This window comes from Idiomarina solivarensis (assembly GCF_033052755.1).
Classification (GTDB): Bacteria; Pseudomonadota; Gammaproteobacteria; order Enterobacterales; family Alteromonadaceae; genus Idiomarina.
The window spans coordinates 55896-71690 of record NZ_JAVFHZ010000006.1 but is presented as its reverse complement, the minus strand read 5'-3'; the positions used below and the strand labels follow the sequence as shown (position 1 = coordinate 71690).

Genomic DNA, 15795 nt, shown 5'->3' with positions numbered 1-15795 from the left:
AGGGCGCTAGTTTAACGCAGAGTTTCCTTAATAGCATCAATACTTGTTGGATCGTCAATGGTTGAAGGTACGGCCACGTCATCGCCTTGCAGCACTTGGCGGATAAGCCTACGTAGTATTTTCCCCGAGCGAGTTTTAGGCAGCCTGGGAACAATATGTAGGGTTTTCAAACAGGCTATAGCCCCAATCTCGTTACGGATAGACTGAATGAGTTCTTGCTGTAATTGTTCATGGCTGATGATGGCTGAATTTTTTAGAATAACAAAGCCAACGGGCAACTCTCCTTTGAGTTCATCGGGTTGGGCAACCACGGCACACTCAGCCACGTCTTTGTGACTGGCAAGAATTTCTTCCATTTCGCCGGTGGATAACCGGTGACCGGCAACGTTAATGACATCGTCCGTGCGGCCCATAATAAAAACATAGCCATCTTCATCAATATAGCCGCCGTCGCCACTGCAGTAGTAACCTGGAAAGGCATTTAGATAACTGCTTTGCAGGCGCTGTTCATCGCCCCAGACTGTCGTTAAGCAGCCGGGAGGTAAGGGTAAGCGGACACAGATAGCGCCTTCCTCTTTGCTGCCTAAACTTTTGCCCAGAGGGTCCAGTACACTGATTTCGTAACCCGGAACAGGAAATGTAGAGGAGCCCGGCTTTACCTTAGCGGCTTCAACCCCCACAGGGTTGGCGCACATTGGCCAACCGCTTTCGGTTTGCCACCAATGGTCATAAACGGGTAAATCAGTGAGTTCTGTTGTCCATTCATAAGTAGCAGGATCTAGACGTTCTCCGGCCATATAAATGCGTTGTAATGAACTTAAATCGTATTGTTGAATAAACTTGCCTTCAGGGTCTTCTTTTTTTATTGCCCGGAACGCGGTGGGTGCAGAGAAAATGGCGCTAACCTTATACTCCTGAACGATTCGCCAGAAGGCACCGGCATCAGGTGTATTAACGGGTTTACCCTCATAAAGAACACTGCTGCAACCGAAAATAAGTGGACCATAAACAATATAGGAATGACCGACAACCCAGCCGACATCCGATGCGGTGAAAAAGACTTCTCCAGGAGTTAATCCATACACATAGTTCATTGAGAAGTTCAGAGCGACGGCATAGCCACCGTGATCACGCACCACCCCTTTGGGCTTACCTGTTGTGCCTGAAGTATACAGAATATATAGAGGGTGGTTTGCCGGTAAAGGTACCGCTTCCGCGGAACGGGCTGTTGTGAGGGCGTGTTCCCAATCGGTGTCCTGACCCTCTTGCATCTCAGCCTGGCATTGTTCCCGTTGATAAACAATAGTGCGGGGTTTGTGCTGAGCTTCCGCCAGTGCTTTATCGACAATGGGTTTGTAAGGTAAAACTTTCGTACCTTCAATGCCGCAAGAGGCAGTGATGATAAGTTTAGGTGCAGCATCGTCAATACGAACCGCAAGTTCGTGTGCAGCAAAACCGCCAAAAACCACAGAATGGATCGCTCCAATTCGTGCACAGGCGAGCATTGCAATAGCAGCTTGAGGAATCATGGGTAGATAGATAATAACCCGATCACCTTTTTCTACACCCTGCTGCTTTAAAACGTCGGCAAAGCAGGAAACCTGCTTGTGCAGCTCATTAAAGGTATAGCTTGCTTTACTTTGAGTAACCGGGGAGTCGTAATAAAGTGCTACCTGCTCTCCGCGTCCTGCGTTTATTTGGGCATCAAGAGCTAAATAACTAACGTTGAGAGCGCCGTCAGGGAACCAGTCCGCCATGCCGTTTTTTCTGACGTTAGCTGCTACTTTGGGCTGGGTGAACCAATCTAAACGACGCGCTTGCTCAAGCCAAAAACCTTCAGGATCCTGTTGAGCTTCTGAGTAAATTTTTTTATAGGGTTGCATCGCACTACCTCAAATCCTTTTATGCAGAGCCCTTAAGCATATTCGTTTGACTTAAATTTCCTATTCGACTTAGGTCTAAGCGCTGGTGGTACAGCTCAGTATTACCAAAATCTCAGGCGTCTTAATAGCAAGAACTCAACCACGGCAATAATGACCAAAGCGCCGGAAAAAATCATGAATGCGTTATCGTTGTCGACACCCGGCATGCCACCGATATTTATTCCGAACACCCCGGTTAAGAAACTCAGTGGTAAAAAGACACCGGCAATAACGGACAGCCAGTACGTGTTCCGGTTCATTTTTTCTGCTATCGCCTGCTGCAATTGTTCGCGCTGCATCCAGACTTGCTCAAGCATTAAGTCTATTTGCTCAAAAAGGCGTTGAGTAGTATCGCGTTCGTTGACTAACCATTGATGCAGTTCTGGCGTCATAACGCGTTCAGTTTCGGTGCTGAGCTTTTCCAACGCTGCTAGCTGCGGACGAATAAAGCGATTGAGGCGCAACAAGCGACGATGCAATGCTGTGAGCTTTAACTGGACCGATGCGGTGTTATCGAATCCTTCCGCTTCAATGGCTCCAAGTTGGTCTTCTGCGGAAGAGACAACGTCTTCGATGCGAAGGTTAATTTGTTCAATAAGTGCGACGATGAAATCATGCAACGACTCGGGACCCGCGTGTTGCTGTAGTTGCTCGCGTAACTTCGCTATCGATAGAAAAGGGCGTTTACGAAAACTGTATAGTGCGCCTTTGTAATACAAGATACGCAAGCTGAGCATATCTTCCGGGGACTCTCCAGTGTGTAAATTGACGCCTCGCAATAGCAGCATAAAACCATCGGGCAGGCGTTGGAATCTTGGGCGGGTATCCTCTTCAAGTACCGCATCAATCAGTGGCTCGGGTATGCCCGCTTGAGTTAACCATTCAGTCAGACCTTCTGCGTCGCGCTGAAAGTGAAACCAGGTATTTTCTGAAGCCGTTGTTGGTGACAGAATCTGCTGAGCGGGATGCTGACTGAAATCCCAGGCGTCAATTAAAAAGTCCATAAAACCCTCGCACTTAAAACAATTACTCAAAGTTTATAGTCAGGCGCTTAAGTTGTCATTGTTTTAAGTGACTATCAGTCGGGAAGCTCGCACAGCGATGAGTCAAAAACCACAAGATGATCAAAGTCGATATCAATACCAATTCTTTCATTTGTTTTTAGTGGTTGATGAGAGGGCCCAACGGCCAAGACCTGACTTCCGTCTGTCAGCTCTAAACTGTATAAATAATGAGAGCCGCGGAAACCACAGCCGACAACCGTTGCTTTCATGTTACTGTCGTTGTTAATGAGCACATCGTCCGGACGAACCAAAAAATTCACACTCATATTGGGTTTATTGATTAATTGCCGGTGTTCAATCACCCCAAAGCTGCAGTGCAGTTTTTGTTCTTTTATTTCACCGTTGAGCAGTACTCCTCTTCCAATAAAATCCGCGACCAATTGATGAGTGGGTTGGTGATAAAGTGCGTATGGGGTTTCCCATTGGAGTAGCTGACCCGAGTACATTACTCCCGCTTTGTCCGCCATAGCAAAAGCTTCTTGTTGATCGTGAGTGACCAGTAAAGTGGTAATGCCTTCTTCCTTAAGCAACCGCCTGACATCATGAGTCAGTACTTCCCGTAGTTCGGCATCAAGGCTGGAAAAGGGCTCGTCCAGTAACATCAATTTAGGCTTCGGTGCTAAGGCTCTCGCCAGAGCGACGCGCTGTTGTTGCCCTCCCGAAAGCTCATGTGGATAGCGGTTTTGATACCCATTGAGGTCAATTCGGGCTAATAACTCATCCACTCGGCTATCTTGTTGTTTCTTGCCAAGGCGGTTAATGCCAAACCGAATATTATCAGCCACGGTCAGATGAGGAAACAATGAGAAATCCTGAAACATCATACCCACATGACGCTGTTCAGTCGGCTTTTGAGTCCGGCTGGATGACACGGTTTTCCCATGTAGCTGAATCTTTCCTTCTGACACCGGAGTAAAGCCGGCGATAGCGCGCAGCAATGTTGTTTTACCGCAACCACTTGGGCCGAGCAGGCAACCAATATCACCGGGCTCTAAGGATAAGCTTAGGTTGTCGACGATGACATTTCCGGACAATTGGATGCTGACTGCGTCAATATTCAGTAAGGTACTCATTTACTCTCCTGTTTTGACTGAATGGTTGCGTAACGCCCGCGACAGCATAATAACCGGAATGATGCCGACTGCGACAATCATGAGCGCGGGCGGTCCGGCGTCAGATAACCTCTCATCCGATGCCATTTCGAATGCGCGCACCGCTAGAGTATTAAAATCAAAAGGACGTAAAACTAAAGTGGCAGGCAGTTCTTTCATAACATCCACTAACACTAAAATCAGTGCTGCCAGCAATGGGCTGCGCAGCAAAGGCAGGTGCACTCGCCAAAGAATGCGTTTGCCACTGGCTCCCAGAGTCCGCGCGCTGTCATCCATTTGCGGTGTGATTTGTTCCAACCCCGAGTTAACGGTTTGCAGGGACACAGACAAAAAGCGAACACTGTAAGCAAAGAGAAGGGCAACAACCGTGCCCGAGAAGAGTAGTCCCGGATTAAACTCAAATAACCACTGGCTGATACTGATGATTTGCTTATCAAGCCAGGATAAAGGGGACAATAAGCCTACCGCAATGACGATTCCGGGAATAGCGTACCCCATACCGGCCAGGCTAATTGCTGCCCGTAGTGGTCTGGTCGGGTGTCTGCGGCGTCCGTAGGCAAGCCAGAGCGCCAGAGCAACGGTAATTAACGCTGCCAGTAACCCAAGCCAGAGCGTATTAAAAGTTAGTATCCAGAACGAACTTTGCTGCCATATTTCTGATTTTTGAACAGACCACCAAAGAAGCTGTGTTGCCGGTATAACAAACCCTAAAATGACCGGCACGGCGCACACACAAACAGCAACTGCTGCTCGCCAGCCGCTTAATGGCCTGCGCTGAGGTGGGGTTGTTGTAGCATGTTGCTGATAGAACCGAGCTCGGTGACGAGAGTAACGCTCTACCATGATGAGAACCATGACAAAAACCAACAGGATAGCGGACAGTTGCAGTGCTCCCTGAGCATTCCCTATCCCGTACCAGGTGCGGAAGATCCCAGTGGTAAATACCGTGACCCCAAAATATTCCATGGTACCGTAATCTGCTAGTGTTTCCATTAAAGCCAGTGTTACCCCGGTTGCTATTGCTGGACGGGCAAGCGGCAACGCCACTCGCCAAAAGCTTCGGAACGAGCTGGCGCCGAGTGTCCTGGCACTTTCAAAGGCGGTTGTCGACTGTTGCATGAAAGCAGCACGAGTGATGAGGTAGACGTACGGATAAAGCACAACGCATAGAACAAATATGGCGCCGCCCAGACTGCGAATTTGTGGAAACCAATAGTCGCCGATGTTGACCGAAAAAACGGTCCGAATCAGTTCTTGAACCGGACCGGCGTAATCGAGTAAGCCTGTGTAGGTATAAGCGGTAATATAGGCCGGCATGGCAAGTGGGAGTAAAAGTGCCCAGCCAAACAGGCGCCAGCCGGGGAAATCGTACTGGCTGATACACCACGCGGTACTAACGCCTAAAAGCGTGACCCCGGTTCCTACAGCCACTAGCAGGATCATCGAATGAGCTATGTATTCGGGAATCACGGTTTGCCACAGGTGATGTAACACTTCCCACTGAGGGCTCAGCAAAGACAAAGCTACCACAATGAGTGGTAGCCCTATCAAAACCGCGACGGCAAACAGCAACAGTGTGCCACGGCTCATTTAGATAACTCCTGAGACAAATTAACGCCAGCCAGCGCGATTCATCAAGCGGACGGCTTCGTCGTTATTTTCGCCGAGTACGTCCATGGGGATATCGTCTTGTTTGAAGTCACCCCATTTTTGCAGTGTATTGCTCCATTCCACGCCTTCACGGACTGGATATTCATAATTGACCTGGGCGTACCACTCTTGAGCCTCTTTAGAAACCAGAAACTGAATAAGTTTTTGGGCTTCTTCAACGTTTTTGGCGTGTTTGGTAATACCAATGCCAGAAACATTCACGTGCGTACCTTGCTTATCCTGAGCTGGCCAGAATATATCGACTTTTTCTGCAGCCGCGCGTTCATCTGCGTTATCGGAATTTAACATGTGACCGAAGTAGTAAGTGTTTGCAATGGCAACGTCACAAATACCGAAAGCAATGCCTTTAATCTGGTCACGATCGCCTCCAACTGGGCTGCGGGCAAAATTCTCGACAAAGCCTTCTGCCCATTTCTCTGTCTTTTCAATACCGTGATGCTCAATCAGTGCAGCAACCAACGATTGGTTATAAAGATTATTGGAAGAACGAATGCAAATGCGATCATTCCATTTTTCATCCGCCAGACTGAGGTAAGACTCGAGTTCTTCTGGGTCAACTCGCTCTGGCGAATAGAAGATAGGACGAGCGCGCAGACTTAAACCAACCCATAAATTGTCAGAGGAACGAAAATGGGAGGGCACCGCTTCGCTGATAATGTCGGAGGTAACCGGTTGAAATGCGCCAGCCTCGACCGCTCGGTGTAACGCGCCTGCGTCAACGGTCAGGAACAGATCCGCTGGCGTGTTTTTGCCTTCGGAATTAAGACGAGCAAGCAGCGCGTCAGCATTACCGGTCAATAAGTTAACTTCAATACCGGTTTGCTGTGTGAACTTTTCCAAAACCGGTTTAATCAGGGCTTCTTTTCGCGCTGAGTAAATATTAACTTCAGCGGCGGCGCTAGTGAAAGACACCAGTGTCGCAGAAGTCGCAGCAAGTATTGCAAGTAACGAGGTAAACTTACGCATTCTAAATGACTCCTTAACGAACGCTTTTGCTAGAAACGAGAAGATTATATCAAACAAAACAAATAATGATAGCCATTCTCATTTAAAAAATAGTCATCTAAATTCTCAATTTGAGGGTAGTCAAGGTGTTCGCTTCTGCTATTCTAAAATGACTTGTTTTCAGTGGAGAATTTATGTCTGACTTATCTATGCTTGCCCTGATTGGTGTGCTGTCCATTTCTTGTCAGTGGTTAGCGTGGCGCATAAAGTTGCCTGCGATATTACCGTTATTAATCTGTGGTTTATTGCTAGGACCCACTCTTGGGTTACTCGAGCCCGATGCGTTATTTGAAGACTTATTGTTCCCTTTTGTTTCGCTGGCTGTTGCGGTCATCCTGTTTGAGGGAAGTTTGACCCTGAAATTTGAAGAAATTCGTGGTCATGGACGTATGGTAACGAACTTGGTCAGCATTGGTATGTTGGTCACCTTTGTCGTTATCGCAATTTTGACACACTTTATTATGGGGTACGGGTGGGAAATTTCAGCGTTGTTCGGTGCCTTAGTCGTGGTGACCGGACCCACGGTTATTCAACCGATGATACGCTCTATCAGACCCATTAATAAACTCGCTAATATTTTGCGCTGGGAAGGCATTATAATTGATCCGCTGGGTGCCTTGTTAGCCGTTTTAGTTTACGAATTCATTATTGCCAGTCAGGATGCCGCGTTTCTGCACGCACTGCAGGCTTTTGCAACAACCGTCGCTATTGGTTTTGCGTTAGGCTGGGGAGCCGCTCGCTTATTAGGCTTGGCTTTGGGTAGAGGCTGGTTTCCTCACTACCTGCAAAATGTCGCGACCCTAACGATTGTACTTGGCGTCTTTGCGCTATCAAATGCCATTCAGCATGAATCAGGCCTACTGACAGTCACGGTTATGGGCATGGTCATGGCGAACACGCGAAACCTCAATATGGAAGAAATCCTGGAGTTCAAGGAAACTCTGAGCGTATTGCTTATTTCCGCTTTGTTTATCATTTTGGCAGCGCGACTCAACTTTGCCGAGTTTGATGCCTTGGGAATGCCTGCTGTTATCCTATTAGCCATTATTTTATTCGCGGTACGTCCGCTGGCGGTTTGGCTATCAGCAATTGGCACAGAGTTGAAGTTTAAAGACAAGCTGCTGTTATCCTGGATTGCACCACGCGGTATCGTTGCAGCGGCCGTTTCAGCCTTATTCGCTTTAAAAATGGAAGAGTCAGGATGGGCAGAGGCTTCGGCTGTTGTTCCTCTGGTTTTTCTCGTCATCATGACGACGGTGGTACTGCAAAGCTTGACCGCGAAGCCACTTGCCAGATTGCTCGGATTATTGGAGCCCTCAGCAAACGGTTTTCTAATTTTTGGAGCGAACCAAATGGCGAGAGCGGTTGCCAAGAGTTTGCAGGAAAGCGGTATTCCGGTGCGTCTTGCGGACACGAACTGGGAGAATATTAAGCTTGCGCGTATGGATAACCTACCGGTGTATTTTGGTAATCCGGCATCGGAACATGCGGCCAATAATATCGATCTAACGGGTCTGGGCAGACTCTTGGTAATGTCGCCTTATAAGCAGCTTAATCCTTTAGTTTCCATGTATTATCAGGATTGGTTTGGCTCCAGTAAGGTGCATGGATTGAACGGCGGTGAGCAAGATTACCGTGCCAGTCACCAATTAACGGAAAGCTACCGAAAAACCTTAAACTTGTTTGGCGAAAGTGTTACTTACTCAAAACTTGCGAGTTTGCACTTTAAAGGGGCTAAAATTAAATCGACACCGATTACAGACAGTTTTAGTTTTGCCGATTACCAGCAAAAATACGGAACTCGCGCGTTACCAATGTTTGCACTGGATGACACCGAAAAACTTCACATTTTTACCACTGAACGGGAATTAATACCCCAGCCTGGTTGGGTCGTAGTGGCAATGATTTCTGCGGAGCCTGAAGAAAATGAGACTGAGCAGGGCAACTCACGAAAAAAGGAGTGAAGTCACTGTTTGCCCCCAATGTGACTGGGTAAGCAAGCGAGTGGACCTTTCTGAAAATGAGATAGCAGAGTGCCCTCGGTGTGGGCACTTTTTAGAAAGTGGTAGTGAAACTCGCTACGCCAAATTAGTGGCTATTGCAACGGCCGCTCTGATGTTACTTTTGGCGAGTCTTTCCGTTGACTTTATTCGGTACTCAGCGGCAGGAGTCGAACAGTCAATGACGTTAATGGATGCAGCCTGGCAGCTATCGTATTTTCACGAGAAAGTGCTGGCAGTTTTGGTTCTTCTAACCGTTATACTTATTCCTGTCCTTTATCTTATCAGCATTATTTGGCTATACGGCATTGCCCAAAATACGGGGGTAAACGCCGTTAATCGGTATGTCCTGCGTATGGTCACACACCTGAGACCTTGGTTAATGGCGGATGTTTTTCTGCTTGGTACGCTGGTTGCATTGGTGAAAATATCCGGTTTGGCAGATGTTCGTTTGTTAGCGGGCTTTTGGAGCTTCAGTGGTTTTGTGGTGTTATTACTTTTCGTTTATGAACGAGCAAGAAACACGCCGATGTGGCGACATTTTGCTGCAACTAAAGAGCCAGAGCATTCAGCAAAGGCCGGCATGACAGCACATGAACAAGGGTTACATACCTGTCCACTGTGCCACGCCCCGAATTTAGAGGACGCAAGCATTTGTTATCAATGTTCGGAGCCTCAACGAACAGCCTGGTGGCGTAAGCCGGGAACAACGGTGGCATTAATTCTTGCTGGCGCTATTATGTTAATTCCGGCTCATTGGCTGCCGGTTATGGAAACCGTACGATTTGGTGATAGTCATGCTGCCACAATTATTGGTGGGGTAACTGAACTGTGGCAAAGTGGTGATAAACCAATAGCTATTATTGTTTTTGTTGCAAGTCTGATGATTCCTGTTGCGAAAATTTTGGCTCTGGCAACACTGCTGTTATTGGCCAGCTGGCAAACCCCGAGGGTCGTACGGCACCGTTTATTGTTGTTTAAAGTGACTGACTGGATAGGGCGTTGGTCAATGATCGATATTTTTGTCGTTGCGATACTAGTGGCTTTGGTTAGAAGTGGAGAGGTTATGTCGGTTTATCCGGGCAGTGCCGCAATTTCGTTTGCTGTCGCTGTTATTCTGACGATGCTCGCAGCAATGAGTTTTGATACGCGCTTATTTTGGCGAGAGGCAAATAAATGACTGATGGTTCAACGAGTAACATTCGCAGGGCTTCAAGTATTTCCGCTGTTTGGATAGTGCCTTTACTTGCCCTAATTGTAGCACTTTGGATGATTTGGCAGGATACGCGGGGCACAGGGCCTACCATTACGGTTGCAGTGGCGGATGCCGAGGGTATCGACCCTGGAAAGACCCAGGTAAAAGTTCGTAATGTGGATGTTGGTCAGGTCACTGCTGTGCGTTTATCGGAAGACTTTTCTTTAGCGGTTGTTGAAATTGCAATGAACGATGGAACAGCGCGAATGCTGAATACGGACACACGCGTCTGGGTGGTTAAACCAAGAATAGGCAGGCAAGGTGTCAGCGGACTCAGTACCCTATTATCCGGCGCTTATATTCGTTTGCAGCCGGGTGGTTCAGAGGAAAGCCAATCGCATTTTGAAGCATTAGAACAGCCCCCGGTTACACCACAGGAAACGCCTGGTTATCGTTTAACCTTGACGAGCGAGGGCCAAACGGCCGTAGCGGTTGGGGACGCTGTACAATATCAAGGGTTTACCGTTGGCCAGGTTGAAAAGTCTGAATTCCTGGTTGATAAGCGACAAACGCGTTATCAAATTTTTGTAAAAGCCCCCTACGATGAGCTGCTGACGAAGAATACCCGTTTTTGGTTACAGCGTGGTGTTTCTATTCAGTGGAGCTCACAAGGACTGGATCTGGCGTTAGGTTCATTGGAGTCTCTGTTGGGAGCCAGCGTTACGTTTGGTGTGCCGGAGGGCCAGCCGAGAGGGGAGGAGCTTGAAGGAGAAGAAAAGTTCGTTCTATTTCAAAGTCTAGAGGAGGCCAGGCAGCAAGGCTACACCTACGGTATTGATTATGTGGTTTTGCTGGATGAGTCAGTTTCTGGACTTGATAAAGGAGCACCTGTTCAGTTTAAAGGTGTTCGGGTGGGTACGGTCACAGAAGTGCCATTGCGTTGGTTCCCGGATGAAAGCGATGAAGCTCCGTTGAAGCGTATTCCTATTCTTATTCGGTTTGAACCTGAGCGTTTAAGAGGGCTGGTTGCCGATGTTGAGATTGAAAGCTGGAGAAAACGGTTACCAGAATTATTTGAGCAGGGGTTGAGAGCTAATATTCGCGCGTCAAACTTGCTGACCAACACACTATTTGTCGACGTCCGTTTTTACCCAAATGCAGATAAAGCGAAGACAGAAGAACGCTTTGCCGGATATCCGGTGATGCCTTCAATGGCAAGTGACTTTGCACGGTTAGAAGAAAAACTCACCGCGCTGATGGATAAATTTAATCAATTACCACTTGAGCAAGGGTTGAATGATTTCTCGACGGCAATGAAGTCAGTTGATAGCACGGCACAAAAGCTGGAGAACGTGTCGGATAGCCTCAGCGAGATACTTCAACAACCGCAAATGCGGCAGTTACCTGAGCTTTTAAAGAAAAACCTAATTCAACTGGAAAAGCTAACCGGCAGCTTGAGTGAAGGCTCTCCAACCAGACAGCAGTTAAATCAAACTTTGGCTGAGATTGAACAACTTTCACGACAGTTGCAACCTGTCATTAAATTATTACAGGAACAACCAAACTCGCTTATTTTCAGCCCCTCTGTAGAGCCCGATCCGGAGCCAAAAGCTTATGAGTAAACAATATTTTATGATGACAATGCTGAAATTCTTTTGCTTTGCAGCTGCTCTATTATTGGCTGGCTGCGCGTCGAAAACGTATGAGGTAACAGAATATCGCTTACCTCATTTGAGCACATCGGTTGAAGCGGTGTGTGGCGTCAATCAGCGCCCTGTATTTGTGGGCAGCTCAGCGTCTAAACCTGGCTTAGTGTTGCAGTTGGGCGAAACCCGCTGGAATAGCGCGCGACAACATCGCTGGAGCACGCCCCTGAACCACCAGTTGCAGCGCAGTGCACAACGCTTACTATTAGCCGATAATTGCGAAGGAAAGCTAACTATTTGGGTCGATGATTTCTACGGAAGCAACGATTCGAGAGCTGTTGTTGCGGGCCATTGGGAATATCAGAGTGAGGTTAAGCAAATTGTGATTGAAGGAACTTTTACCGAGAGAGTGCCTCTGAAAAGCGATGGCTATCCAGCACTGGTAAATGCCTTAGATAAGGCATGGCTTAATGTAATGGATATTATTAGTCTGGGTGTTAGTCAGAAACTGGCGCGTTAAAAGCGCCACTCTCCGCTTAACTGCACTCCAACCTCGTTATCGTAACGATGACCATCAAGATATTGCAGCGAAATTTTAATAAGTCCCGAAAATGCGGGCTCTGTACGTCGAAATAACGCCCGTGAAAATGTGTTGTCACCTTCAGCTTTGCTGTGACTTAGCAAAGCCGTCCAGGCTGAGCCATCCGCAGAAAACTGACGATAACTGGCAGATAAGGTCTGGCTCTCTCGGGGAAAAGGTGACCCGGGGTTGCGCTGATGATTGAGGAAGTAGGGGCGGTTATTTTCATCAAGCGTATAGAAGTTGTGCTCATCGCCACCATCCAGCTGGCTGTACTCAACAGTCACGCTATGACGGCGCTCTTTTGAGCCCGTCATCCACTGAGTTCCTATTGTGTAAGCGGGTTTGTCGTCAGCTTCTAGTTTACGGTCAATGCCTACTTCAAGGTAGCCGGAGAACTGGTGAACTCCCCAGGCAAAGCCGGAGCGTGCATCTGCCGTCAACATACGGTTGTCAGGGCGCTCATCAGCGTTTTGCTGGATAGCGCTCACGCCAAACCACAGGTGTTGAAGCAACTGGCTGGAAAAGCGAATGCCGTCAATACGATAGTAGTGGCTGTAGCCGTCATCTTGATAAGCACTGAAAAAACTGAGCTTAAACGGGTTCATGCCCGCCGGCGGGTAGTCAGGCGCGTAATCAATTCGAATTTTAGGCATAGGGCGGGCATTGTTGGAGAAAAGTAGACTGCTGTGCTCAGCTGGCCCCCAACGCAACGGCAGCGAGTCGAGGCTAAAACTCCAATCATTAAGGTTATAGGCTAAGTAACTGCCATCGAGCGTTTTGTTGTTATCGTCCTCGAAGGGATCTTGTCGGTAATTAACCTGAATCCTTGCCGCCCAATGAGTACCGTGCAGGGTACGGCTTAAACTAATTTTCCCTTCTTCATAGGTGTCGTCACCATAGTCCTTAACCACTTGCTCACTGTCTGTAGCCGCTATATACCAACGGGTCTTGGGCCCATTTTGAGCTTGCGCCAGTTGATGACGAACGTGGCGTAAAGCAAGTTGTTGAGGGGCACTTAACTTACGAAGTTCAAGCGCGTCCAACTCAGGCAATAAGCTTTTCCAGGTAATCGGGAACTGTTGAATTGGTGTTTTAATGAGTCCCGATTCAGCTAAAACAATCAGACTATTCCGCAACTCTACATCATTCGCTTCAATCCATACGGAGCCTACCGCAGTGGGGGTAATAAGCAAGCTAAAGCCGCCTGCGAGCAGTGCGTTACGAAAAAGTGAAATGGGTGACATGAAACTGATTTAAATCCCTATGACAAATTGCATTATATACTGCCAGAAATTTTAACACTAAGACAACGGTTTCTCGGAGCTTTTCAGTTATAATTGAAAACTCTGGAGGTATTATATGACGTTTAAAAGATGTTTTTTATCAGCCCTTTTTCTTGTGGTTATTAGTGGCTGTGAACAGCCGCCAGCCGGAGAGTTAGTCAGTGCTGAAATTAAAAACCTGGATGAGCAATTGTTGCCTAACGAAAACTGGCAGCTAAGCAAGGCAAGTATTGAACTCAGCTTTTGTCGTGACCGCATTAACGAAGCGTTAATGGGGTCTGAAAGAGAGTTGAGAGGTTGGCGTTTAACCGGAGAGAGCACAGCATTTCCTCCTTACAGAACGGAAGGCTTAAATGCGTTAGCGAAAATTCTGGACGAAACCGGTGTTTTGCTCTGGCAGAGAGAAGGCAACGTCAGCGCCCAGCGCTACTATTTGGTCAAGCCGGCTTCTGCGACGGAAGGCGAAGTAGCAGACGCCGTATTCCCGGCTGTCGTGAAGCTTTCGTCACTTGCCCGGGTTTGTCATGCGGCAGTGGATGACTCTAAGTAACAAGCAAACTTTATTTGTCGAAAATTCGTAGAGTTAGATTATTCTTTGTAAAAAATTTCTGTCGCTTTACAGAAATAAACTAAGCTTATTATCAAGGCGAGCGCAGAAGGAGTCAGTCATGTCTATTGGGTTAACTATTGAAAATAAATTACGGGAAGCGTTTACGCCAATCCACCTGGTAGTAGAAGATGAAAGCTATATGCATTCAGGCGGTCCCAATGCAGAATCTCATTTTAAAGTGGTATTGGTAACACCGAAATTTACGGGTGAAAGACTCATTAATCGACATCGAGCGGTTAATAAAATCTTAGCTGACGAATTGATGAATCACATTCACGCTTTGGCATTACATACGTATACCCAAGGTGAGTGGGAGCAGTTGGGAGAGTCGAGACGTTCACCTAATTGCCTTGGTGGTTCAAAAATAGCGGCAAATTAAGAAAAATTACGCATGTCTGATGTGTTCCTGCGTTCGCATTGGTTACAATAGCCAAAATAATGCGAACAACAGGGATACAATACTATGATCATTAAACCAAAAATTCGCGGTTTTATTTGTACCAATGCCCACCCGGTGGGCTGTGCTGAAAACGTAAAACGGCAAATCGAATTTATCCGAAATAAGCCTGCCGTTAACGATGGCCCCAAAAATGTTTTGGTAATAGGCTGTTCCACCGGTTACGGGCTGGCTTCAAGAATTACAGCTGCTTTTGGCAGTCAGGCTCATACGTTAGGTGTGTGCTTTGAAAAAGAACCTACCGAGAAAAAAACGGCAACTGCTGGTTGGTACAATACGGCAGCCTTTCATAAAGAAGCGGCTAACGCCGATTTAGCTTTCCATTCTATTAATGGCGATGCTTTTTCTGATGAAATTAAGCAGGAGAGTATCGAGTACATTAAACAGAATATGGGGAAAATTGACCTCGTTGTTTACAGTCTGGCATCACCTAAACGTAAAGATCCGGAAAACGGTGAAATATACAGCTCAGTGTTAAAGCCAATAGGCAAACAATACACCACTAAAACTTACAATACCGATAAGGATCAGGTGCACGAAATAACACTGGATCCGGCCACAGATGAAGATATCGCTAATACTGTGAAAGTGATGGGTGGTGAAGACTGGGAGCGCTGGATTAACGCGTTACACGATGCCGGGGTGTTGGCTAACAATTGCCAGACTACTGCTTATACCTACATAGGTAAGAAGCTCACTCTTCCTATTTATGGGCACGCCACCATAGGCCGAGCGAAAGAAGATCTTGATCGCGCGGCATCACAACTAGCAACGGATTGTGATGACCTTAATCTGAAAGCTTATGTTTCTTCATTAAAAGCGTTGGTAACGCAGGCAAGCTCGGCGATTCCAGTGATGCCTCTTTATATTTCACTTATTTATAAAGTGATGAAAGAAGAAGGAACGCACGAAGGCTGTATCGAGCAAATCTATCGACTGTTCACCGAAGGGCTTTATGCAAGCAACCCTGAGTTGGATGAAGCGGGCCGCCTGCATATGGATGGCTATGAGACCAATGATGAAACACAGGCTAAGGTCGAAGCGCTTTGGGATAAGGTCACCCAGGATAATTTCCATCAGGTTGCTGATTACGAAGGGTATCATCAGGACTTCCTGCATTTATTCGGTTTTGGCTTCGATAATGTTGATTATGATGCTGATATTGATCCAAAAGTAAACTGGTAAGCGTTGTGGGAAAAATGCTAAAATCCCCCCGATAAGTGTGGAAAATGTTTCAGGTTGCCGAT

The 15795-nt window shown here is 47.2% G+C and carries 13 protein-coding genes; 7 read left to right on the top strand and 6 right to left on the bottom strand.

Annotated features, from left to right (window positions below):
- Positions 1–11: 11 nt before the first annotated feature.
- The 5 genes from RBK99_RS10870 to RBK99_RS10850 all read right to left on the bottom strand — a co-directional run bounded on the left by RBK99_RS10870 (position 12) and on the right by RBK99_RS10850 (position 6735).
- Positions 12–1883, bottom strand: a complete 1872-nt coding sequence (locus tag RBK99_RS10870) for an acetate--CoA ligase (protein ID WP_317504630.1) — start codon at positions 1881–1883, stop codon at positions 12–14.
- Between the two features lie 101 nt (positions 1884–1984).
- Positions 1985–2926, bottom strand: coding sequence for a CorA family divalent cation transporter (locus tag RBK99_RS10865; RefSeq protein WP_317504629.1), 942 nt, complete (start codon positions 2924–2926; stop codon positions 1985–1987).
- Between the two features lie 74 nt (positions 2927–3000).
- Positions 3001–4059 carry an ABC transporter ATP-binding protein gene (locus RBK99_RS10860; RefSeq protein ID WP_317504628.1) on the bottom strand — a complete coding sequence of 353 codons (1059 nt, stop codon included), beginning with the start codon at positions 4057–4059 and terminating at the stop codon, positions 3001–3003.
- On the bottom strand, positions 4060–5688 hold the full coding sequence (locus RBK99_RS10855) for an ABC transporter permease (RefSeq protein ID WP_317504627.1): 1629 nt from the start codon (positions 5686–5688) through the stop codon (positions 4060–4062).
- Positions 5689–5709: 21 nt separating this feature from the next.
- Positions 5710–6735, bottom strand: a complete 1026-nt coding sequence (locus RBK99_RS10850; protein ID WP_317504626.1) for a Fe(3+) ABC transporter substrate-binding protein — start codon at positions 6733–6735, stop codon at positions 5710–5712.
- 173 nt (positions 6736–6908) lie between these two features.
- Here RBK99_RS10850 and RBK99_RS10845 point away from each other — a divergent pair, with 173 nt between their 5' ends.
- Genes RBK99_RS10845 through RBK99_RS10830 form a run of 4 tightly spaced genes read left to right on the top strand, consistent with a single transcriptional unit; the run spans position 6909 to position 12135 of the window.
- Complete coding sequence (locus tag RBK99_RS10845) at positions 6909–8738, top strand: cation:proton antiporter (protein ID WP_317504625.1); 1830 nt, start codon at positions 6909–6911, stop codon at positions 8736–8738.
- Between the two features lie 40 nt (positions 8739–8778).
- Positions 8779–9954 (top strand): paraquat-inducible protein A, encoded by a 1176-nt coding sequence (locus RBK99_RS10840; RefSeq protein ID WP_317504624.1) that lies wholly within the window; start codon positions 8779–8781, stop codon positions 9952–9954.
- Entirely contained in the window at positions 9951–11591 is a 1641-nt protein-coding gene (pqiB, locus tag RBK99_RS10835) for an intermembrane transport protein PqiB (protein WP_317504623.1), read from the top strand. Before RBK99_RS10840 ends, pqiB begins: the two co-directional genes overlap by 4 nt.
- Positions 11584–12135, top strand: a complete 552-nt coding sequence (locus RBK99_RS10830) for a PqiC family protein (RefSeq protein ID WP_317504622.1) — start codon at positions 11584–11586, stop codon at positions 12133–12135. Before pqiB ends, RBK99_RS10830 begins: the two co-directional genes overlap by 8 nt.
- On the opposite strand, the gene RBK99_RS10825 is transcribed toward RBK99_RS10830, so the two are convergent.
- Positions 12132–13442: a capsule assembly Wzi family protein gene (locus RBK99_RS10825; RefSeq protein WP_317504621.1), complete on the bottom strand. Its 1311-nt coding sequence runs from the start codon at positions 13440–13442 to the stop codon at positions 12132–12134. The genes RBK99_RS10830 and RBK99_RS10825 overlap by 4 nt on opposite strands.
- A gap of 115 nt (positions 13443–13557) precedes the next feature.
- Between RBK99_RS10825 and RBK99_RS10820 the strand changes: the two genes are divergently transcribed.
- From RBK99_RS10820 to fabV, 3 genes are all read left to right on the top strand, one after another.
- Positions 13558–14031: a hypothetical protein gene (locus RBK99_RS10820; protein WP_317504620.1), complete on the top strand. Its 474-nt coding sequence runs from the start codon at positions 13558–13560 to the stop codon at positions 14029–14031.
- Positions 14032–14149: 118 nt separating this feature from the next.
- On the top strand, positions 14150–14470 hold the full coding sequence (locus RBK99_RS10815) for a BolA family protein (RefSeq protein WP_317504619.1): 321 nt from the start codon (positions 14150–14152) through the stop codon (positions 14468–14470).
- A gap of 84 nt (positions 14471–14554) precedes the next feature.
- On the top strand, positions 14555–15733 hold the full coding sequence (fabV, locus tag RBK99_RS10810; RefSeq protein WP_317504618.1) for an enoyl-ACP reductase FabV: 1179 nt from the start codon (positions 14555–14557) through the stop codon (positions 15731–15733).
- Positions 15734–15795 lie beyond the last annotated feature (62 nt).

Coding starts and splice junctions, on each gene's coding strand:
- RBK99_RS10870 (WP_317504630.1), bottom strand. CDS start 1,883: ATGCAACCCTATAAAAAAATTTACTCAGAAGCTCAACAGGATCCTGAA.
- RBK99_RS10865 (WP_317504629.1), bottom strand. CDS start 2,926: ATGGACTTTTTAATTGACGCCTGGGATTTCAGTCAGCATCCCGCTCAG.
- RBK99_RS10860 (WP_317504628.1), bottom strand. CDS start 4,059: ATGAGTACCTTACTGAATATTGACGCAGTCAGCATCCAATTGTCCGGA.
- RBK99_RS10855 (WP_317504627.1), bottom strand. CDS start 5,688: ATGAGCCGTGGCACACTGTTGCTGTTTGCCGTCGCGGTTTTGATAGGG.
- RBK99_RS10850 (WP_317504626.1), bottom strand. CDS start 6,735: ATGCGTAAGTTTACCTCGTTACTTGCAATACTTGCTGCGACTTCTGCG.
- RBK99_RS10845 (WP_317504625.1), top strand. CDS start 6,909: ATGTCTGACTTATCTATGCTTGCCCTGATTGGTGTGCTGTCCATTTCT.
- pqiB (WP_317504623.1), top strand. CDS start 9,951: ATGACTGATGGTTCAACGAGTAACATTCGCAGGGCTTCAAGTATTTCC.
- RBK99_RS10830 (WP_317504622.1), top strand. CDS start 11,584: ATGAGTAAACAATATTTTATGATGACAATGCTGAAATTCTTTTGCTTT.
- RBK99_RS10825 (WP_317504621.1), bottom strand. CDS start 13,442: ATGTCACCCATTTCACTTTTTCGTAACGCACTGCTCGCAGGCGGCTTT.
- RBK99_RS10820 (WP_317504620.1), top strand. CDS start 13,558: ATGACGTTTAAAAGATGTTTTTTATCAGCCCTTTTTCTTGTGGTTATT.
- RBK99_RS10815 (WP_317504619.1), top strand. CDS start 14,150: ATGTCTATTGGGTTAACTATTGAAAATAAATTACGGGAAGCGTTTACG.
- fabV (WP_317504618.1), top strand. CDS start 14,555: ATGATCATTAAACCAAAAATTCGCGGTTTTATTTGTACCAATGCCCAC.